The organism is Methanococcoides vulcani, from assembly GCF_900111645.1.
Taxonomy (GTDB): Archaea; Halobacteriota; Methanosarcinia; order Methanosarcinales; family Methanosarcinaceae; genus Methanococcoides; species Methanococcoides vulcani.
In genome coordinates this window covers 49,499-68,810 of record NZ_FOHQ01000004.1, presented here as the reverse complement: position 1 = coordinate 68,810, position 19,312 = coordinate 49,499, and the positions used below count along the sequence as shown (strand labels likewise).

The 19,312-nt window shown below is 45.2% G+C and carries 19 protein-coding genes and 1 pseudogene; 14 read left to right on the top strand and 6 right to left on the bottom strand.

The genetic code is table 11. From position 1 onward, the window contains the following. The first annotated feature begins 12 nt into the window (after window positions 1-12). The gene (locus BMX02_RS07110) at window positions 13-231 is read left to right on the top strand and encodes a hypothetical protein (RefSeq protein WP_091690002.1); all 219 of its coding nucleotides are present in this window, start codon (window positions 13-15) and stop codon (window positions 229-231) included. Between the two features lie 209 nt (window positions 232-440). On the opposite strand, the gene BMX02_RS07105 is transcribed toward BMX02_RS07110, so the two are convergent. Then, entirely contained in the window at window positions 441-614 is a 174-nt protein-coding gene (locus BMX02_RS07105; RefSeq protein WP_091690001.1) for a PLDc N-terminal domain-containing protein, read from the bottom strand. 125 nt (window positions 615-739) lie between these two features. Between BMX02_RS07105 and BMX02_RS07100 the strand changes: the two genes are divergently transcribed. After that, window positions 740-1,945: an MFS transporter gene (locus BMX02_RS07100; protein WP_091690000.1), complete on the top strand. Its 1,206-nt coding sequence runs from the start codon at window positions 740-742 to the stop codon at window positions 1,943-1,945. A 13-nt stretch (window positions 1,946-1,958) separates the two neighbouring features. Here the strand turns inward: BMX02_RS07100 and BMX02_RS07095 are convergent, their stop codons facing one another. The 4 genes from BMX02_RS07095 to BMX02_RS07080 are packed head-to-tail and all read right to left on the bottom strand — an operon-like array spanning window position 1,959 to window position 4,593. Further along, complete coding sequence (locus BMX02_RS07095) at window positions 1,959-2,795, bottom strand: MBL fold metallo-hydrolase (RefSeq protein WP_091689999.1); 837 nt, start codon at window positions 2,793-2,795, stop codon at window positions 1,959-1,961. A gap of 13 nt (window positions 2,796-2,808) precedes the next feature. Then, window positions 2,809-3,435, bottom strand: a complete 627-nt coding sequence (locus BMX02_RS07090; RefSeq protein ID WP_091689998.1) for a class I SAM-dependent methyltransferase — start codon at window positions 3,433-3,435, stop codon at window positions 2,809-2,811. Window positions 3,436-3,468: 33 nt separating this feature from the next. Beyond that, on the bottom strand, window positions 3,469-4,212 hold the full coding sequence (gene sfsA, locus BMX02_RS07085; RefSeq protein WP_244624959.1) for a DNA/RNA nuclease SfsA: 744 nt from the start codon (window positions 4,210-4,212) through the stop codon (window positions 3,469-3,471). Window positions 4,213-4,245: 33 nt separating this feature from the next. Next, window positions 4,246-4,593 carry a DUF5518 domain-containing protein gene (locus BMX02_RS07080; protein ID WP_091690145.1) on the bottom strand — a complete coding sequence of 116 codons (348 nt, stop codon included), beginning with the start codon at window positions 4,591-4,593 and terminating at the stop codon, window positions 4,246-4,248. 357 nt (window positions 4,594-4,950) lie between these two features. On the opposite strand from BMX02_RS07080, the gene BMX02_RS07075 reads away from it, so the two are divergent. The 12 genes and pseudogenes from BMX02_RS07075 to BMX02_RS07025 all read left to right on the top strand — a co-directional run bounded on the left by BMX02_RS07075 (window position 4,951) and on the right by BMX02_RS07025 (window position 16,040). After that, complete coding sequence (locus BMX02_RS07075) at window positions 4,951-5,472, top strand: DUF367 family protein (protein WP_091689997.1); 522 nt, start codon at window positions 4,951-4,953, stop codon at window positions 5,470-5,472. 23 nt (window positions 5,473-5,495) lie between these two features. Beyond that, window positions 5,496-5,951 carry a TIGR00725 family protein gene (locus BMX02_RS07070; protein WP_091689996.1) on the top strand — a complete coding sequence of 152 codons (456 nt, stop codon included), beginning with the start codon at window positions 5,496-5,498 and terminating at the stop codon, window positions 5,949-5,951. A 94-nt stretch (window positions 5,952-6,045) separates the two neighbouring features. Next, the gene (locus BMX02_RS07065; RefSeq protein WP_091689995.1) at window positions 6,046-6,267 is read left to right on the top strand and encodes a sulfurtransferase TusA family protein; all 222 of its coding nucleotides are present in this window, start codon (window positions 6,046-6,048) and stop codon (window positions 6,265-6,267) included. Between the two features lie 33 nt (window positions 6,268-6,300). After that, the gene (locus tag BMX02_RS07060) at window positions 6,301-6,720 is read left to right on the top strand and encodes a DsrE/DsrF/DrsH-like family protein (protein WP_091690144.1); all 420 of its coding nucleotides are present in this window, start codon (window positions 6,301-6,303) and stop codon (window positions 6,718-6,720) included. Window positions 6,721-6,740: 20 nt separating this feature from the next. Then, window positions 6,741-6,902, top strand: coding sequence for a rubredoxin (locus BMX02_RS07055; protein ID WP_091689994.1), 162 nt, complete (start codon window positions 6,741-6,743; stop codon window positions 6,900-6,902). 36 nt (window positions 6,903-6,938) lie between these two features. Beyond that, the gene (locus tag BMX02_RS07050; RefSeq protein WP_091689993.1) at window positions 6,939-8,429 is read left to right on the top strand and encodes a glutamate synthase-related protein; all 1,491 of its coding nucleotides are present in this window, start codon (window positions 6,939-6,941) and stop codon (window positions 8,427-8,429) included. Between the two features lie 86 nt (window positions 8,430-8,515). Continuing rightward, a pseudogene (locus BMX02_RS07045) lies at window positions 8,516-9,490 on the top strand (lyase family protein); the annotation flags it as partial. Further along, the gene (locus BMX02_RS12120; protein WP_342707211.1) at window positions 9,470-9,871 is read left to right on the top strand and encodes a hypothetical protein; all 402 of its coding nucleotides are present in this window, start codon (window positions 9,470-9,472) and stop codon (window positions 9,869-9,871) included. The pseudogene BMX02_RS07045 and the gene BMX02_RS12120, both read left to right, overlap by 21 nt. After that, complete coding sequence (locus BMX02_RS07040) at window positions 9,868-11,544, top strand: FAD-dependent oxidoreductase (RefSeq protein ID WP_091689992.1); 1,677 nt, start codon at window positions 9,868-9,870, stop codon at window positions 11,542-11,544. Before BMX02_RS12120 ends, BMX02_RS07040 begins: the two co-directional genes overlap by 4 nt. Further along, the gene (locus tag BMX02_RS07035; protein ID WP_091689991.1) at window positions 11,544-12,311 is read left to right on the top strand and encodes a succinate dehydrogenase/fumarate reductase iron-sulfur subunit; all 768 of its coding nucleotides are present in this window, start codon (window positions 11,544-11,546) and stop codon (window positions 12,309-12,311) included. The genes BMX02_RS07040 and BMX02_RS07035 overlap by 1 nt, the downstream gene beginning before the upstream one ends. 248 nt (window positions 12,312-12,559) lie before the next feature. After that, window positions 12,560-14,782: a DNA topoisomerase I gene (locus BMX02_RS07030; RefSeq protein WP_091689990.1), complete on the top strand. Its 2,223-nt coding sequence runs from the start codon at window positions 12,560-12,562 to the stop codon at window positions 14,780-14,782. Between the two features lie 22 nt (window positions 14,783-14,804). Then, the gene (locus BMX02_RS07025) at window positions 14,805-16,040 is read left to right on the top strand and encodes an MBL fold metallo-hydrolase (RefSeq protein WP_091689989.1); all 1,236 of its coding nucleotides are present in this window, start codon (window positions 14,805-14,807) and stop codon (window positions 16,038-16,040) included. 9 nt (window positions 16,041-16,049) lie between these two features. Here BMX02_RS07025 and BMX02_RS07020 read toward each other — a convergent pair whose 3' ends face one another. Continuing rightward, complete coding sequence (locus tag BMX02_RS07020; RefSeq protein ID WP_091689988.1) at window positions 16,050-19,307, bottom strand: nitric oxide reductase activation protein NorD; 3,258 nt, start codon at window positions 19,305-19,307, stop codon at window positions 16,050-16,052. Window positions 19,308-19,312: the final 5 nt, after the last annotated feature.

Here is a 19,312-nt window from a genome sequence, read left to right as displayed (position 1 = left end):
GGATGATCAATTATGGGAATAATCGACAAAAACCAAAGTATTATAAGTGAGACAGCAGGATTCGCATTCTTCATTGCCAGTATAAGCAATTTCCTTGGTATTAACATACCAGTTCTATCTAACAGTGGTCTTACAATCACTCAAAATATAATATTATTAATCCTTGGAATATATTTGATGACCTACAAGATACTTTCAAGAGGAGTGGCTGCTCGAGCCAAAAATAAGTAAATTAATCATTTTTCTATAAACAGATAATGATACTCAGGAAATACACTCAATGAAGATCATTTCCTTTTTTATCCATCGAATTTACCATTGATATTTCACAGATTCGATTTGAATTGCTGCTTTGAAGAACTATGTTATTATTTCATATCAGCACTGCTGTATTTTCAAAGCATCTCAAAAAAAATCAAAAAACAAAACTGGCAGAAATCTTATTTTCTGCCTAAGAAGTAATATGCAGCGGCGCCAAAGATATTAAATATAACTGCAACAAGTATCCACACAACTTTCATTGCACCGCTTAGTCTCTTATTCTGTGTCACTACATCATAGATGACCCAGACAACTGCCAATAATTCAAAAAGACCCCATATTGATTCGATCATTTTATAACCTCCAATATTAGATTGACATAATTAATATTTAACAGTTCTTAGAAAAATGTATCAAAATCCACAACAAGATACCACCCTACTTCCTTTTATACCATACATTATAAATAAATGAATATATGGCACCCTCGGACCATCCAATTAAGCGCCAGCTTTACGTCCTCTCCATATCCAAGCTCTTCAAAGACCTTGCTACCGGAATGCTGGTGTTCATAATACCTTTGTACGTTGCGAACATGGACTCCCTGATACTGCAGGATATGCCGGTTGTTCTCAAAGCAGGACTCGCAACAACTGTATTCGGGCTGGCGAACTCCATATCCCAACCATATATGGGAAGGCTAAGCGAACGGCTTGACAGGAGGAAGCTTTTCCTGACCATTGGTTACATGATTTTCGCAATTATCTGTTACATCTATGCCATCTCAGGGTACTTTGAATCAATACTTTTCTTCAGGATCATCCAGGGAATTGCAATAGGTGCAACCATTCCTGCCATCATTACAATGGTCACACACCTATCCGCTTCAACGGCCAGAGGTCAGGCAATTGGCATCTACTTCAGTCTCAGGGGAGCAGCCTTTGGAATAGGTTCAATGGTCGGCGGTGCTGTTGTGACCTACTATGGATTCGTTGCCGGATTCTACATCAGTGCAGCCCTTGTTCTGTTAAGTACTATCCTCATAGTCCTTTTTGTGAAAGAAACAAAAGCACCTGAGACCAAAAACCCGGATGAAGCTTCTACTGACGGACCTTTCATCATTAAGATACTTGCCATTGCCATGTTCATGATGCTTGTAGGCATAATGCTCATACTTTCTCTCCTGCCTGCCTATCAGACAAGGCTTGAAGCAAGTGAGTTCCTGCTCGGGATAGCACTATCTGCTTACGTGATCTCAAGGATCGTATTCCAGGTGCCAATAGGCATCCTCTCGGACAGGTTCGGAAGAAAGCTTCCCATACTTGCAGGCATCTTCTTTAACGCGATCATAGTCTATGGCCTCGGGCATGTAGATGACATAAACTCCCTCATCCTGCTGAGGTTACTACAGGGTATAGCCATGGCAGCAGTTGAGACACCCCTGCTCGCTCTTGCAGTGGAACTATCAGGCGAGAAAAAAGTTAGCAGCAAGGTCAGCACCATAACCAGTGCACAGGCAGCAGGAGTAGCAATGGGACCTCTGATCGGAGGTGTTTTTGGAGGGTATGTCAGTTTTGAAACTCCTTTCCACATAAGCAGTTTACTGATCGTCCTATCAGGAATTTTGGTATGGGCTGCATTAAGGAAGAACAGTGACAAAAATAGAAATACTGGAATCCATTGAAAGAACAGAAAAGTCAGGAAATATCTACATCCTCTTTCAAATGAGCCTCAAAGGTTCTCACGACCAGTGGGTTGACAGGCACACCTTCCAATCCAATCTCTTCCAGAACCTTTTCCCATGAAACCGATGAGAAACCCAGAACAGCCTCATGAACCCTTTTGACATAGTCAATACCCTCATCAATTGCCTTGTAGACATCATCACCTTTGACCGGATCATCCCAAGAGGATAAAAGCAACTTCACACCACCAGTCTCCCTGAGCTTCCTGAGAGATGAGATGACCTCTGCAACATTATCATAGATCGGAATATCTCCCGGCAGAGGAATGGAATCACCGGAGAAAAGCACATGGTCAGGGGACAACACCAATGAGATCGAGCCATTTGAGTGACCGGGAGTGTGAATTACTCTAATGGCCATACCCTCGCCAAGGTCGATCACATCCCCATCCTCAAGCACACGGTCCACTTTCACCGGACCGCCTGAAAGTGTATCAAAATTCGGTATTGGACGCTCCCTGAACTGTACATCAGGATCTTCGATCCACTCTAGAGCATCACTGTGAGCAGCAACTTCGCATCCAGTCAGTTCCTTTATCACAGGAGTAGCACCTATGTGGTCCGCATGGGAATGCGTCTGCACTATCAGTGAGATCTCCTGCGGATCCCTGCCTGTCTTTTTCATGTAGTCAAAGATGATCTTCTCAGAGGATGCAACACCACAATCCACAAGGCAGACTTCCCTGCCATAGATAAGATAGGCATATACGAAGCGCTCGATGAGCATACCTGAGTCGCTGGTCAGGCTGAAAGGTATCTTTATGGCATGCACATGTTCTGTTACCTGCATGTTCAACCCCTGCTCATTTCTTTGCGATCACGGTTATCCAGTTATTTTCCGGCACCTCATCGATCTCAACAGAAGAGAAACCTGCACTTTCAAGCATATCCCCGTAATCCTGAGGTGAGAAGATGTTCATTCCACCCACGTCAGTGAAAGGTGAGTTCCTTTCCCCAAAGTTGCTATGCTCGTACATTTCATTGACTATCAGAAGCGTCCCATCATCTTTGAGCACACGCCTGACCTCTTTGAGATCCTCCACAATATCCGGCCAGAAATAGCATGTCTCAAAAGCTGTGACAATATCGAACATATCATCAGGAAACGGCAACTCTGAGACCGGGGAATGGATTATGGTCACATGTTCACTGTCAACCGCATCCCTGTTCAGCTCGGTAGCAAGACCGACCATCTCACTGGAATGGTCAACGCCATAAACTTTACCAGCCTTTACCAGGTCTGCAAGTATACTTACAGCACGACCACCACCACAACCAACATCGAGTATCCATGAATCCTGTCCAATGGAAATATGCCCAATGCCCCATTTCCATAGTTCATAATGATGCTCGTTCATTTCAAGACCCACGTTTCTCCCATCTTCCCCTGAAGGATTTGCATGAATTCTCACAACTTCCTCGATATCCAATCACATCAACTCCTTATAAGTAACAATAAAATATCAGCTCCAACCATCACACAAAGGAATTCTTCCCCTGTAGATAATTTCCCGGCCCTCATAGCTGAATACCAAAGGGCATACCTTTACACCAGCACCGATCGCATCCCTGAATGCGGCTGCAAGGTCAGGATCAATAACCTCATTTGGTGCGAAACATTGTGCATCAGGCCTGAACACAAGGATGAGCAGAAGTGCTTCATCACCACCCACAACTGCCTTGATCAGCTCCCCAACATGCCTTCTTCCCCTTGATGTTGGTGCATCAGGAAATATTGCTCTCCCATCATCTATGAGAGTGCAGCCTTTTACTTCAACCCATATCCTCCTGTCACCTTTCCCGAGAAGGAAGTCCAACCGGCTTTCTCCGAACTTCTGCTCGGCTGCAACTGAATCCAGTCCTTCAAAGAAAGGGCAGACCTCATTCCTTATGGCCCATTCCGCGATCTTGCGATGGAATGCTGAATTTATAAGGATCCATCCATCATCAGCTTTAGCAGCAATGACATCCCAGCCGGTCTTTCTGTTAGTATTGGAAGCTTTTTTCAAAAGCAGGTCGTTCCCTGTATAAAGCAGGTCTTCAAGTCTTCCGGGATCATGTATGTGGACCTTCTCTTCCTGTATATCAGCAGGAGATCCGGAAATTGATGTGATGTCCACTATTCCCAAGAACCTGTTAGGTCTTGACAATAATCTCCCTTCAGCGTCCCATGGGATCTCCATGACTACTTCTTTTTCAGGTATCATTTAGCTTCCCGGATAAAAAAGAATAAGGACAGATCAGTTGTTATCCGCTACTGCTCCACCTACAACACCACCGATAATCCCGAATATCGCAGTGTAGATGACAATTACGAATGTGATAAAAATACCTGATCCTGCCAGAATAGCACCCAGTACAGGAACATCTGCAAGCAGAAGTGCCAAAGCACCTGAAAGCATGAATCCGGGAATAGCTGCCAGTAAAGACATCAACACACCTACTTTAAAGCCACCGAAAGCACCTTCGGAAGCAACATACCCTCCGAGAAAACCTCCGAAGAACGGAGAAAGTGCATTTATCAACGGCACCATATAGAGAACGACCGTGCAAACCAGTCCAATAATTGCTCCTTTTATAATATTCATAAGAACATATCCTGCTACTATATCATGCATTATAACAACTGAACATTTTATTTAGTTATCTATTGAAGAGAAAAAGTGCATGGGGGATACAAATAAAGAAATGGTTTTAATATTTCAATACCTGTTTTTTACAATGTTTGCGCTGTTAACATTTAAATAGTATAGTGCTGATTAGCAAGTACTCAAAAGCATTATTAAAACCTATTTGAGAATGTCTTTGAGGAAAAACGAATACTACCACCAATTTGAACCTGATACAGGGTATTCTCGGTATCAGGCTTCATACCTATTTTTCAACTTTTGTGATGGGGGTTGTAATCCAAAAAGTATAACCTTAAACACAACAATTAATGCTTCATGGATAAACAGAAAGAGAAAAAGTACCACCTTCATATTTATCACGCTCGCCAGTGTGATCCGAAAAAATGCACCGGGAAAAAGATGGCACGATTTGACCTTGCACGCCTTTTCGACAAGGTCCAGAAGATCCCCCGTGGAAGCATTCTGCTTGACCCAATGGCAGAGCAGGCACTTTCCCCGGCAGATCGGAACGAGCAGAACATAACTGTACTTGATTGCTCCTGGGAGACAGTTGAGGAAGTTTTTCCACAACTTTTGAAATTGCAGCTCAAACACCGTGCACTTCCCTATCTTGTAGCTGCCAATCCTGTGAACTTCGGCCGACCTTTCAGGCTCAACTCCGTGGAAGCATTTGCAGCAGCCCTTTATATACTTGGAAATAAGGAACAGGCCGAGGAGATCCTGTCAAAGTTCAACTGGGGACATAGTTTCCTTGAGGTCAATAAAGAACCCCTTGAAGATTACTCCAGAGCAAAGGACAGCAAGGACATCATCAGGATCCAGGGCGAATACATCTGATCGACAAAAAGGAGCATGATGCATTGATACAGATAGGAGTCATAGGTGCAGGTTCATGCAATAATAGGGTAGCCGGACTTGCCGAGGCTGTCGGTGCTGAGATCGCAAAGAACAACGCAATACTCATTTGCGGAGGTCTGGGTGGTGTGATGGAAGCCGCAGCAAAGGGATGTAAAGCAGAAGGCGGACAGGCCATAGGCATCCTTCCGGGAAACAGGAAAGAGGATGCGAACGAGTATATCGATCTTGTTATCGTGACTGCAATGAGCCATGCAAGAAATGCGATCATTGCACAATCATGTGATGCGCTGATAGCTGTAGATGGGGAATACGGTACACTTTCAGAGATAGCTCTTTCACTTAAGATGGGAAAGCCCGTGGTCACACTGGAATCAAAATGGGATGTTGAAGGAGCACGGGTTGCAGCAAGTCCACAGGATGCGGTTAAGATCGCAATGCGGCTATTTTTGACAAGGTAACAATACTTTAATAGTATAATAAAGATAGCTTATTTGGGATCAATTTGTGGTGCTGCATCACATTTATGATCTACACAAATTTATGGGGAAAACCATGGCAGAAATAGAAATCGACACCAGAGGCGAAACATGCCCGGTACCTCTTGTAGAATGCCGCAAAGCTTTGAAGAAGGCATCAGCAGGAGATGAAGTCACGATTCTGGGAACACATCCCGCATCAAAAAAGGAGATACCAATGGCCTGCAAAGCACTGGGACTTGAGATCATTGGTGTTGAAGAAAAAGATGAGGAATGGAAGATAAAGATACGCAGGTAACAATTGGGGGTTACTATGACCGATACGGCAGATATTACCGATAAGGCTGTCATTATTGTCCATAGTGGGGATATGGACAAACTATACAGCGCCCTTATAGTTGGCAATGGAGCACTTGCAATGGGAATGGATGTTTCCATGTACTTTACTTTCTGGGGACTTCAGCGACTTAAGAAAGGCGGACTTGAAAAGGGGCCTTTGTCCAAGATGCACATGCTGGGACTTGGAAAGTGGATGATAAACAAACGCATGAAAGCAGCAAATGTAGCTCCTCTTGAAAAGCTCATGAACGACTACAAGGAACTGGGCGGGAGAATACTCGCCTGTGAGATGACCATGGAGATCATGGGAGTCAAAGTTGAAGAGCTTCGCACCGAATGGATCGATGAATACGGTGCAGTGGGCACCTATATCAATGAAGCAAGGGATGCGAAAATAACACTATTCATTTAACAAAAGGAGTCTGAATTGAAATGACAAACTATCGGTGCAATGTTTGTAACGTTTTTGAATACGATGACACAGAAGGCAACGCTGAAATGGGCATCGAGCCGGGAACAAAACCGGAGGATTTCCCTGACGACTGGAAATGTCCGATATGTGGTGCTGACAAAAGCCACCAGATGCCAGTCTGATATTTTTGATGATAGCAAAAGGGGTGTGCTTTCAGGATGACTGAATATCGATGCAATGTCTGTGGTGCTTTTGAATATGATGATACCAGGGGAGACTCGAATACCGGCATAAAACCCGGAACAAAGCCGGAAGATTTTCCTGACGACTGGCGCTGCCCGATCTGTGGTGCTGACAAGAACCACCAGATGCCTGTTGAAAAAGAGGAGATCGAAGAGATAACCTCACAGGAGATCGTCACCTGTCCTAAATGTGGTCAAAAGAGCAAGATCACGGTATCAGAATTTGAAAAAGTAGACATTAGCGGCTACCTTGGAGAATGGAGAAGGACCTCTGACATTACTGAACCCTACATGGAAGATATCCATAAAATCTCTGTTACCGGTGAATCGATCCTCGAACCGATGAGAACAACGCAGGATGTGATTTCATGGAACGACATCCTTGTCAAAGGAGCACAGCTTGCAAAGATGCCTCTTAACGAGGATGAAGCTGTTAACACGACAACCGTCATCGGACCAAAAGCAAAACACCCGCTTGTTATTGAAACTCCTGTATTCATTACCCATATGTCATATGGCGCATTATCCAGTGAAATAAAACAGGCCCTTGCAATGGGAAGTGCTGCTGTTAAGACTGCAATGTGCTCTGGAGAAGGTGGGATCCTTAAGGAGAGCATGGAGAAAGCCCACAAGTACATTTTCGAGTATGTACCAAATAGATACAGCGTCACCGAAGAGAATCTCAAAAAAGTGGATGCTATTGAGATCAAGATCGGTCAATCCGCAAAGCCTGGCATGGGCGGACACCTGCCTGCCGAGAAAGTAACAAAGGAACTGGCAGATATAAGAGGATTTCCCGAAGGCACAGACATCGTAAGTCCGGCACATTTTGATGATATCCGGAATAAGGATGACCTGAAAGCAAAGGTCGACTGGCTGAGAGAGACATCGGGAGGCAAACCCATAGGCATCAAGATGGCAGCAGGCAATATTGAAGCTGATCTTGAAGTTGCTGTTTATGCAGGGGCTGATTTTATCACCATTGATGGGAGACCCGGAGCGACTGCTGCTGCATTGAAATTTGTCAAGAACACAACATCGATACCCACGATATTCGCACTTTACCGTGCAAGGAAGTTCCTTGATGAGAAAGACATAAAGGATATTTCCCTGATCATCACAGGCGGTCTGCGTGTATCTTCCGATCTTGCAAAAGCACTGGCACTTGGTGCAGATGCCATTGCCATAGGCACAGCAGCGCTCATGGCATGTGCCTGCCAGCAATACAGGTTATGCGATACCGGAAAATGTCCGGTCGGTGTCACAACACAGGACCCTGAACTTCGTTCCAGGCTTAAGATCGACATTTCTGCAAAGAAACTTGAGAACTTTCTGAGAGTATCCACCGAAGAACTTGAGAATTTCGCAAGACTCACAGGAAATGATGATGTTCATAAATTAAGCATTAATGATCTTTGCACTACAAATTCCGAAATTTCAGATCATACGGAGATCGAACATGTCTGAGATCTGATGTATATAATAGAAAAGTAAAACCATAAAATAAACCTGGGGGGGGTTATATCCGTTTAGAGAAAGATACACTTGGGGAAGTGGAAGTGCCTGAGGACGCCTATTACGGTCCTCAGACAACAAGGGCAGTTAATAATTTCAAGGTCAGCCGGCAGAGGCTGCCTCCTTCTTTTGTAAAAGCACAGGCTGCAATTAAGATGGCATCCGCACGTGCAAATATGGAAGCAGGAAAGCTTGACACCACAAAAGGAGAAGTCATAATAAGGGCTGCATCCGAAGTAAGAGAAGGGAAGTTCGATGACCAGTTCGTGGTAGATGCGTTCCAGTCAGGTGCAGGGACCTCACAGAACATGAACGCAAATGAGGTCATTGCCAACAGGGCACTTGAGATCCTTGGGGTTGAAAAGGGACATTACGACATAATACACCCGAATGACCATGTGAACATGTCCCAGTCCTCAAATGATACAACACATACTGCCATACACATTGCAGCTGTGGAGACCATTAATTCAGAGCTCATGCCTGCACTTGTGGAAATGCTGACAGTATTTGCTGAAAGGTCGGCTGAGTTCATGAAGATCGTCAAGCCTGGAAGGACACATCTCCAGGATGCTGTGCCGGTCACGCTTGGACAGGAATTCTCAGGACATTCACATATGCTTGAACTCGGGATCAAACGACTTGAAGTAGCCATTGATGGTCTTTAGGAGCTGAACATGGGAGGCACTGCTGTCGGTACCGGACTGAACACACCGGAAAATTTCGGCCAGCTGGCGATAAAAGAGATGGAACTGATCACAGGTCAGGATTTCAGACTTGCTAAAAATGCATTTGAGGCTACGCAGTCTGCAGAAGCCATTCTTGGAGCATCAGGTGCACTACGAAGTATTGCTGTAACCCTTATCAAGATCGCAAACGACCTGCGTCTTCTTTCAAGCGGTCCAAGAACAGGTATCGGAGAGATCAACCTTCCGGCAGTACAACCGGGGTCTTCTATCATGCCCGGGAAAGTGAACCCCGTAATGGCCGAGATGCTGAACATGGCATGTTTCCAGATCATCGGGAATGATACAGCCATAACTATGGCAGCACAGGGAGGGCAGTTCGAGCTCAACGTATTCACCCCCGTGCTTGCCTATGATCTTCTTAGTTCGATAGAGATTCTCACAGGTGCATCGATCTCCTTTACAGAAAAGTGCCTTCGGGGGATCACTGTGAACAGGGAACGATGTGAAGAACTATCAAAGCAGAGCCTTGCTCTTGTCACCATACTGGCAACAACCATAGGTTATGAGAAGGCGGCAGAGATCGCACACACTGCACACCGGGAGAACAAGAGCATAACCGAGGTCGTGAAAGAGATGAACATAATGGATGAGAAAGACGTAGAAGAACTTCTTGATCCTATCAACATGACCGGGGTGAGAAAATGATTACACATGATGTGGTAGTGATAGGAGGCGGTCTTTCAGGTCTCAGATGTGCTATTGAGCTTCATGAAAGGGGAGTGGATGTAGCTATCGTTTCAAAAGTTCCTCTGATACGCAGCCATTCCGGAGCTGCACAGGGAGGTATTAATGCATCCATTGGTTCCGATGACAGCTGGGAATCACATGCATTTGATACTGTAAAGGGAAGCGACTACCTTGCTGATCAGGACACTGTTGAGATATTGTGCAAGGAAGCTCCTGACAGGGTGCTTGAAATGGAACACTGGGGCACCAATTTTTCAAGGAAGGATGATGGCACCATAGCACAACGTCCTTTTGGAGGTGCAGGATTCCCAAGAACATGCTACGCCGGAGACAGGACCGGACATAACATTCTTCATACACTTCATGAAAGGATATTACGTGCCGGTATCAAGGTCTACAGGGAATGGCTTGTAACAAGACTTGTCATCGAGGATGACAGGTGTCTGGGTTTTGTAGCTATGGACCTGCTGAACTCCGAACTTGAGGTTTTCAAAACAAAGGCCACAGTGCTTGCCACAGGAGGTTACGGGCGGATCTACCAGAAGTCCACCAATGCCATCATCAACAAGGGATTTGGCATAAGCCTGGCCTATCGTGCAGGAGTGCCACTGCAGGATATGGAATTCGTACAGTTCCATCCCACAACATTATGGGGCACTAATATACTGATCACCGAGGGTGCAAGGGGTGAAGGCGGGTACCTCTACAACAAGGACCATGAAAGGTTCATGAAAGACTACGCATCCTCATCAATGGAACTGGCCCCCAGGGATATCGTTGCAAGGTCTATCCAGCAGGAGATCGACGAGGGAAGGGCGTTCCCCGGAGGATATGTCCATCTGGATATAACTCACCTTGGAAAGGACCTTATCGAAGAAAGACTGGGCGGCATACGGCAAATATGTATCGATTTTGCAGGTATTGACCCGGTTGAGGAGCCCATCCCGGTGCAACCCGGACAGCATTACTCCATGGGTGGAATCAGCTCGAACAAGGATGGAGCCACTCCTGCAAGCGGTCTCTATGCAGTTGGCGAATGTGCCTGTATAAGTGTTCATGGTGCGAACCGGCTGGGAGGTAATTCCCTTCTTGACACTGTGGTCTTTGGAAGAAGGGCAGGAGTACATGCAGCAGATTATGTTACATCACTGGGAGAAACGAGCGATGATCCTCTGACACAGGCACTTGACAGTGAAAAAACTGCTATTTCCGAAATGATGGGAAATGATGGTGAAAGCTATTCCAGCATCAGCGAGGAACTTAAAAGGACCATGCAGGAGAATGTGGGAGTATTCAGAGAGAAAAAGGAACTTGAAAAGGCAGTCGAAGATGTCAAAAAGCTGGAAGCGCGAGCAAGGTCACTGAAGGTCAGAACAGAAGCCAGGGAGTTCAATCTGGAACTGCTCAATGCGATCGAACTTAAGGGTATGCTGGACCTGGCACATGTGATCGCATTAGGGGCATTGGTACGTGAGGAAAGCAGGGGAGCACATTACAGGACTGATTTCCTTGAAAGGGACGACAAGAACTGGTTAAAGCACACACTTGCCTATCTTACACCGGAAGGACCCCGGCTGGAATACAAGGATGTTAACATAACGATCTTCCAGCCACAGAGGAGGACGTACTGATGATAAAGCTAAAGATCAGGAGACAGGATGGTGAAAATGTCTGGTACGATCTCTTTGAGGTTGAGGACAGACCGGGAATGAATTTGCTGGAAGCATTGTTCTATGTCCAGGAAAAGCTTGATGGAAGCCTGACATTCCGATACTCGTGCAGAGGTGCTGTCTGTGGAAGTTGCGGAATGCTTATCAACAGGGTGCCAAGGCTCGCCTGCAAGACCCAGGTGTCTGACCTGAGGAAGGAACCTACGAATGAGGGGAACCCGGAGGTCCTGATAACCAACAAGAAGACAGAAACAGATAATGATGAAATATTGATAGAACCATTACCGAACCTGGATGTCATACGTGATCTTGTGGTAGATATGGATCCATTCTATTCCCTGCTGGAAAGTGTAAGACCCTGGCTTGAGATGAAGAATGATATTCCTGAAAAGGAAAACATTATGGATCAGGAAACGCAGGTCAAGCTTGAACAATATACTAACTGCATCCTATGTGCGATATGCCACGGATCATGTCCTGTTGCAGAAAGGGACAGGAAATACTACGGGCCGGCAGCTCTCGCAAAAGCATGGCGTTTTGACCTTGACCCAAGGGAAAATGAAGAAAATAGAAAAGAAAGGCTTGAGATCGTGGACTCCGAATCCGGTGTCTGGGGATGCGACACTGTGTACAAGTGTGTTGCAGTCTGTCCTAAAAAGGTGGCACCGACGTTGGGGATCAATGAGCTTCGCAACAGGATAGATACAAATAAGAAAAAAGAAGAGTAAAATAGGTATTACTTTTCTTTGAACATTATTGTATAATATGGATCGAAACGGACAGAATAGGATATAATACAGTATATTATATTATTTCAACAGGAACAGATGATCGGGAACGAGTATGCGAGAATATTAGTGTGATACAAAAGTTTTTATCATATAAAGATTTTTCAACATCTGGCATACCCATTATAGTTTCACTGGTAACGGCAAGACGTTCCATATATTTATAAATCATAATACCGGAGTTTTCGATGCATCTTATCATAGCAGAAAAACACATTGCGGCCAAAAGGATAGCAAGTATCCTTGCCCCGAAGAAGCCAAAGCAGGTACGTGTCAGCGGAATGGATACCTACGAGTTCAAGGACGAGGACAGGACCGTTGTTATGGGGCTTAGTGGACATATAGTCCAGCTGGACTTCCCTAAAGCATATAACAACTGGCAGAAAGTAGAGTCAAGAGAGCTCATCGATGCGGAGGTCATTACTACACCTACACATGTGAAGATCGTGAGTGCCCTTAAAAAACTGGGAAAGGAAGCAACCCACGTCACCATTGCTACTGACTACGACAGGGAAGGAGAGCTTATTGGTGTCGAAGCACTGGAGATCATCAAGAAAGTGAACCCGGAAGTGGACTTTGACCGTGTGTTCTACAGCGCGATCACAAAGAAGGAGATCGATGATGCTTTTGCAAATCCTGCAGCCATTGACTTCGATCTTGCTGATGCAGGTCATTCCAGACAGGTCATCGACCTCGTGTGGGGTGCATCGCTCACAAGATACCTTTCCATTTCAGCAGGCAGGTTAGGTAAGCTTTTCCTATCTGTAGGACGGGTACAGTCACCGACCCTTGCATTGATAGTCGACAAGGAGAAAGAAAGACAGGCTTTCGTCTCAAAACCATACTGGGAAATATTTGCCACCCTCAAGGGTAAGAGTGGTGAACTCTTCGATGTTCAGCACAAGACCCCGAAGTTCTGGGACAAGACCGAAGCTGAAAAGATAATGGACATCATAGGTGACAATGCAACGGTTTCCTCAGTTGTCAAATCAAAGAAGAAGGACAAGCCACCTACTCCATTCAATACCACCGAATTCATAGGCGCTGCAAGTTCCATCGGTTATAGTGCTGCCAATGCCATGAGGATCGCAGAATCACTCTATACAAGCGGTTTCATTTCATACCCGAGGACTGATAACACGGTCTATCCGGCATCTATCGACCTGAGAGAACAGATCGAGGTATTCAAGAAAGGCACTTTCAAGGAATATGCTGAAAAACTGCTCGCGAAGGAAAAACTTGTTCCGACCCGTGGTAAGAAAGAGACCACAGATCATCCTCCTATCTATCCTGCATCACTTGCAAAGAAGAGCGAGCTCAATGACCAGGAATGGAAGCTTTACGAACTGGTGGTCAGGAGATTCTTTGCGACCTTTGCTGAAGAGGCCGAGTGGGAGACCCTGAAGGTAAAGTTCGACATTGAAAGCGAAGAATTCAAAGCAAACGGAGCCAGACTGCTTCACGCGGGATGGAGATGGTACTACCCATACAATGCACCACAGGACAGGCTGCTTCCTGCCCTTGAAGAAGGTGATGTGCTCAGTATAAAGAGCAAGGAGATGACATCCAAGGAGACCCAGCCACCCGGAAGGTATGGACAGGGAAGACTTATCAAGCTCATGGAAGAGCTTGGGCTTGGCACAAAAGCAACACGCCATGAGATCATCAGCAAGCTCTATTCACGGGCATACGTCCACGGAAATCCGCTCCAGCCTACAAAAACATCCTTTGCGGTAGTAGAGGCCCTTGAGGAATATGCCCCTACGATCACAAGGCATGACATGACAAGCAAGCTGGAAGAGAATATGGACCGTATTGCAGAAGGCAAGGTCAATGAAGAGGATGTCCTGAGCGAATCAAGGAAGATGCTTGATGATGTATTTGCCGAACTTGAAGTCAATAAGGAGAAAATATCAGAATCATTACGTGCCGGTCTTCGCGAAGACAAGGTCATCGGCATCTGTAAAGAATGTGGCTCAAAGCTTATAGTCAGACGCTCAAAACGAGGTTCGAGGTTCATCGGCTGTGACGGTTATCCTGACTGTAATTTCTCTCTCCCACTTCCAAAGAGCGGACAGGTCATTGTTACCGATAAGATATGCGAGGAACACGGCATCTACCATATTAAGATAATAAATGCCGGAAAACGACCATGGGACCTTGGCTGCCCGCAATGTAATTTCATCGAATGGAAGAAGACACAGGAAGAAGAGAAAAAGAAGCTTCCTGAAGTTCCAAGACCTGAGAAGATACTGGATGTACCCGGTATCGGAAAGGTTACAGCCGAAAAGCTCAAGGATGCAGGCGTTTCAACTGTAGATGAGCTTGGTGAAGTAAACGCAATAGAACTTTCAAAAAGCACCAGCATACCTGTCGGGAAGATCATGAAGTGGCAGGAAGCTGTTGCATAAATAAACAAAAGAAGGGATACAAATGAAACTGGGATTCAAAGGCGGTTGTAAGGAAGTTGGACGTTCTGCACTCTTGGTCAACGATGAGATACTGGTCGACTATGGGATCAAACCGGGAGAGACACCACTCTATCCTGTGGGCGAAGTCCATCCTAAAGCAGTCTTTGTTTCACACGGTCATCTGGACCACTGTGGCGCTGTTGCAAACCTCATGGACATGAAACCTGATGTATTCATGACCCCACCAACAGCAGATCTTGCACATGTACTCGCAAGGGATACACTTGCAATAGCAGAAAGAGAAGGGAGGTCCGTGCCTTATACCAGCTGGGAACTCCAGCAGATGACAATGAATACCAACAAGGTGGACACCGGTATAGAATTCCATGCTCACGGTTACACCGCACAGTTCTATAATGCAGGTCACATACCCGGCTCTGCAGCAGTATATCTTGAAAAGGATGGAAAAAGCATTGTCTATACAGGCGATATCAACACCCTTGACACAAGACTTGTACCTGTGGCAGATGAACTTCCAAAAGCAGATGCCCTCATAACAGAAAGCACATATTTTAACGAAGACCACCCTTCCAGAAAGGAAACGGAAAGGGAATTCATCGATTCATTAAAGGATACGCTGGACATGGGAGGCAACGTCCTGATCCCTGCTTTCGCCATCGGAAGAACACAGGAAATACTCATGGTCCTCAGTGACCATGGTATCCCCTGCTATGTGGATGGAATGGGAGTCGGGATCTACAAACTTCTAATGAACCATCCTGATTACCTGAAGAACCCGGCACACCTGAAACATGCATTTGATAATGCAACATTTGTCAAAGGCAGAAAAAGGTCAAAAGTTCCACTTCATGGCTCCGTGATCGTGACAACTGCAGGCATGCTTAACGGTGGCCCTGTGCTTTATTACATCAACCAGCTCTACAAAGACGCAAAATCCAAGATCATGCTTACAGGCTACCAGGTAGAAGGCACCAATGGAAGGATGATGCTCGACACCGGGATCATTGATAACGATGGAATCATCCAGCAGGTCCGCATGAAGGTCGAAAAGTATGATTTCTCATCCCACTGTGGTGACCGTGAGTTAAAACAGCTTGTGAAAAAGTTCTGTGACAAAGGCGGAGAGAAGGTCTTCACCATGCATGGAGAGAACGCTGAAGATTTCGCTACATGGGTAAATGAAGAAATCGGTGCAGAAGGATATGCTCCTGCCAACGGCGAAGACGTTATGATCTGAGTTTACATATCAGGTAGTTATCCTGTTGTAAAGCATCGGAAGCCTTTCCGGCAGTGAAGCCGCATTATCGATTATAGTGTACCCCACATCCGAGAAGATGGTATCCAGATACTCCCCTGCTTCACTGTCAACGGTAATACAGAAGAAGTGCATCCCAAGGGCATTGCCTTCCTGTATTGCAACCCTTGTGTCCTCAATGGCCATCTGCCCTTCGTATTTGCCTTCAGCAAAACCAAGATCGTAAGGGTCACCATCTGAAAGCAGGACAAGAAGCTTTACCCTAGCATCGATGTCCTTAAGCTTTGAAATAGAATGACGGATCGCAGCACCTAGCCTTGTGTTCATTGCAGGTTCCAAGGCGCTTATCTTGCATTCCGCATCCTCTGAGAAGTGCTCGTTGAAATCCTTTATCGTATAGAATTCAACATCGGACCTGGTATTACCGGAAAAGGCTGCAATTGCATACTTATCTCCTATGCTCTCAAGGGCCTGGGTCATGATGATAAGGGAATCTTTTTCCACATCAAGTATCCGACGACCATTTTCCAGTTTCTTCCTTGTTGATGCACTCATGTCCAGAAGGAAAAGAGTGGAAACATCCCTCTCACGCTTATCCCTTCTGATGTACAACCTATCAGTCGGATTGATACCGCACTTCCGGTCAGTAAAAGCCTCGATCAAAGCATCAAGATCAAAATCATCCCCATCCAGTTGCCTGCGTAATTTGCGGAATGATTCCGGTTTCATCATCTTGAAGATACGATTGATCAGAGTGATCTCACGTGCATAATGCTCTCTGGCCTCAAGGTAGAATTCATTGTCACTTCCTGAAGGGGATACTTCATAGACAGTGCACCAGTCGTTCTTATAATCCTGCATCCGGGAATCCCATTCATCATAACTATAGCTGCCAAGCACTTCCCAGTTCTTCGAATTTGCATATTCCGGCCCTTTGCCCGGTCTGCCCTCTATGAACTCTTCGTCATCCGGAAGGACTGTCTGCGGGATAAAAGATTCCATTACCTGCTCCGAAAACTCTTCACTACGAGATTGAGTGAGAGAGGACGCACCAACACCCATTCCACGATAATCAAAATTCCTTATAGGTTCATATTCCAGTAATTCCAGAGGACCAAAACGATCAGTAAGCATTTCATAGATATCGATAGTCACTTCAAGTGAATCAAGGGTGGATGAATCAGGTTTGAAAACGTTATTTACAAGTATTTCATGAGAAAAATCCACAATTTCCTTAAGATCTGCCTCAATTCCAAACGATGGTTCGATACCAACAGAGTAAAGCAAAAGAGATTCCGTGAACTTTCCAATACCGAACGTATCTGGAGCTCTGTTCTGTGACATCTGCATCCTTACTTTTTCAAACTCCCGGCGCAATCCCCTGTAAAGGGATGTTGTCATGTACTCCACCCTTGCATCTTCTATAATTCCCATTATGTCAGCAGCAATGAATGGAGCCGAAAGCTTTCCGATAACGGATGCAACTGCATTGGACTTACCAGCAGGATCAACTCCCACATCCCCAGGAAGATCCAAAATATCCATGCCGATCTTTTCGACCAGTGGCAAAAAAGCCTCTAACTCAAAGACCGAAGTTCCAAACTGGATGTGTCCCACTTCATGCATTACAGCCAACTTATAGATCGTGAAGTTCTCCTCGAAATCACCATAACCTTTTACCGTGGGCTCCAGATAGATCGTCCTGCCGGAAACTATCGGATTAGGATACTTGCTGAATTCACCTGACAGGAAGTTCTTTGAACGTATTGTGAAATTTATTCCCGATATGCCCACTGAGTAATACTTAAGGATCCTTGACACACGTTTAAGTGCCACACCACTCATCAGTTTTTCAGCAAATTCAGTTGCACTTTTTGACATAAGCGAGAAATAGGACCTGCCTCCACCACGATCTCTTTCAAAAATGGAAAGACCTTTTTTGGCCCACTCATCGAGCTCTGTAACATCAAGGTCCTTTAACAATGCAGGGGAATTCCTGAAAAAACTGAATGCCATTTCTCTGTCAATTCCAAAGACATCAAGACCTGTATGCACCCATCTTTCGATCTCCCTGGGATGTATATTGAGCAGTACATCTGACAGGATAGAGAAATAGATACCTGCAAGCATTCCGTTATTTTCTGCCAGAAGCTTTGCATTGTTGAATAATGTCGGATAGTATTTCCGATCGGTGTTCTTCAATACAGAAAGAGAACTATGGAAATAATCCGAGCCATAAAATGTCGAACTCTGTGAAATGCCCTTCCCGATAGAGACCCACTCATCAAACTCCTCTTCATCCAGATGATTTCGCATCTCAGGTGCGTTCTCAAAAAAGCTCTCAACACACCTCCAGCAGATGTTAGTTAATTGCACACCAATATCGATGAGATGTCTTGTCCCTTCCCTGTCAGACCTGTGAAGACCATTTCCCAATCCCCTGAAAACAGCCTCATAGAAAGTTCTCGCAGCTTCTGGTTCGTCATATGAAAAGAGTTCTTTGCCCATTTCCACATATTCCGCAAGATCTTCAATGTCGATCCTGCCAATGAACTTTGGAGTTATCTTCAGGAATAAGGTGGCAACCTCACGGTTCTCAAAAGCAAGTTCTCCTCCGAGATATGTCCATTTATCGAACTCGCTTTTACTGAGTGCAGCTAATGCAAGAGGTGCACTGGTAAAGAATGTGAGGAACAGCTGAAGATCAATATTCCTGAATTCCTTTGATGAAAGCAAAAGCAATTTTCTCTGGTGTTTTGGAAGAGCAGGAAGAACATTCACAGTCCTCTCAATAAGCTCGATAGCAACTCTCCATTTTCTCCCAGCGAGATCCTGTACTATCGGATACCAGATCTCTAAAATATCCGGATCCATCAAAGGCACAAGCTTTTCGATATTTCTCAGAAATGCCTTCCCGACACTGGGATTCAAAGAATTAAGTTCTGTGACCAACTCGACCCATCCGCTGAAAGTGGCAGAACCAAGGTCAAGAAGTACAGGAAATGTGTTCGAAAAATAAACATTTCCAAGGCCCTTATCCTTGTTAAGTGAAGATCTCCAGATAGAGAACCATTCCACAAATCGGGATGGGTGTTTTCTGAAAAGTACAAGCAGTTCCAGAGGCAATTTCCCAAATTCAACAGATATTTCCGAAATTTCCACATCTGACAGGTCCTCGAGCATACCTGTTGAATCCAGGATATCAAGTACATCCTTAAGATGAACGACCTCCCCTTCATCCTGAGACAATTAGC

Coding starts and splice junctions, on each gene's coding strand:
- BMX02_RS07110 (WP_091690002.1), top strand. CDS start 13: ATGGGAATAATCGACAAAAACCAAAGTATTATAAGTGAGACAGCAGGA.
- BMX02_RS07105 (WP_091690001.1), bottom strand. CDS start 614: ATGATCGAATCAATATGGGGTCTTTTTGAATTATTGGCAGTTGTCTGG.
- BMX02_RS07100 (WP_091690000.1), top strand. CDS start 740: ATGGCACCCTCGGACCATCCAATTAAGCGCCAGCTTTACGTCCTCTCC.
- BMX02_RS07095 (WP_091689999.1), bottom strand. CDS start 2,795: ATGCAGGTAACAGAACATGTGCATGCCATAAAGATACCTTTCAGCCTG.
- sfsA (WP_244624959.1), bottom strand. CDS start 4,212: ATGATACCTGAAAAAGAAGTAGTCATGGAGATCCCATGGGACGCTGAA.
- BMX02_RS07080 (WP_091690145.1), bottom strand. CDS start 4,593: ATGAATATTATAAAAGGAGCAATTATTGGACTGGTTTGCACGGTCGTT.
- BMX02_RS07075 (WP_091689997.1), top strand. CDS start 4,951: ATGGATAAACAGAAAGAGAAAAAGTACCACCTTCATATTTATCACGCT.
- BMX02_RS07065 (WP_091689995.1), top strand. CDS start 6,046: ATGGCAGAAATAGAAATCGACACCAGAGGCGAAACATGCCCGGTACCT.
- BMX02_RS07055 (WP_091689994.1), top strand. CDS start 6,741: ATGACAAACTATCGGTGCAATGTTTGTAACGTTTTTGAATACGATGAC.
- BMX02_RS07050 (WP_091689993.1), top strand. CDS start 6,939: ATGACTGAATATCGATGCAATGTCTGTGGTGCTTTTGAATATGATGAT.
- BMX02_RS12120 (WP_342707211.1), top strand. CDS start 9,470: ATGCTGAACATGGCATGTTTCCAGATCATCGGGAATGATACAGCCATA.
- BMX02_RS07040 (WP_091689992.1), top strand. CDS start 9,868: ATGATTACACATGATGTGGTAGTGATAGGAGGCGGTCTTTCAGGTCTC.
- BMX02_RS07035 (WP_091689991.1), top strand. CDS start 11,544: ATGATAAAGCTAAAGATCAGGAGACAGGATGGTGAAAATGTCTGGTAC.
- BMX02_RS07030 (WP_091689990.1), top strand. CDS start 12,560: ATGCATCTTATCATAGCAGAAAAACACATTGCGGCCAAAAGGATAGCA.
- BMX02_RS07025 (WP_091689989.1), top strand. CDS start 14,805: ATGAAACTGGGATTCAAAGGCGGTTGTAAGGAAGTTGGACGTTCTGCA.